This is a genomic window from Bradyrhizobium sp. IC3195, from assembly GCF_020193585.1.
Lineage (GTDB): Bacteria > Pseudomonadota > Alphaproteobacteria > Rhizobiales > Xanthobacteraceae > Bradyrhizobium > Bradyrhizobium yuanmingense.
In genome coordinates this window covers 1-399 of record NZ_JADYVG010000108.1, presented here as the reverse complement: position 1 = coordinate 399, position 399 = coordinate 1, and the positions used below count along the sequence as shown (strand labels likewise).

The 399-nt window shown below is 60.4% G+C and carries 1 pseudogene; it reads right to left on the bottom strand.

The window, feature by feature from the left end:
• Window positions 1-399: pseudogene (locus I6F09_RS37320) on the bottom strand (hypothetical protein); the annotation flags it as partial.

Sequence of the window (399 nt, the reverse complement as noted above, 5' to 3'; positions counted from 1 at the left end):
ACCCATCGACGAAATCGGCACCGCTGTACTTCAGCGAGGGTCCCGTTCCGCTGCTGCTGTTTAGGTAGAACTTGTCGCCACTCTCAACGAGACGCGTAGCACCAGCCGACTCGATTACAGTGCCAGCCGTTGCCGATGTCGGTGTGGTTGCGGTGGACGTACCGATCTGCCCGTCGCCGTTGAGATCCTGATGGAAGTTCGTCTCGAGCGACTTAAGGCCAGAGTCCGTACCCGACACCGAGCCACCCGATGTCGACCCGGTCAGGCTGCTGACATGGGAAACGTAGTTGCCGTCATTGTCGGTGTTCCAGGCCGTGTACTGACCGGTGCTCGCCTCCTTCCAGGCAACCTGATAGCCGGTCGCCGTCTTCTCAGCAGCAATGGGAGCCCAGGTGCCAT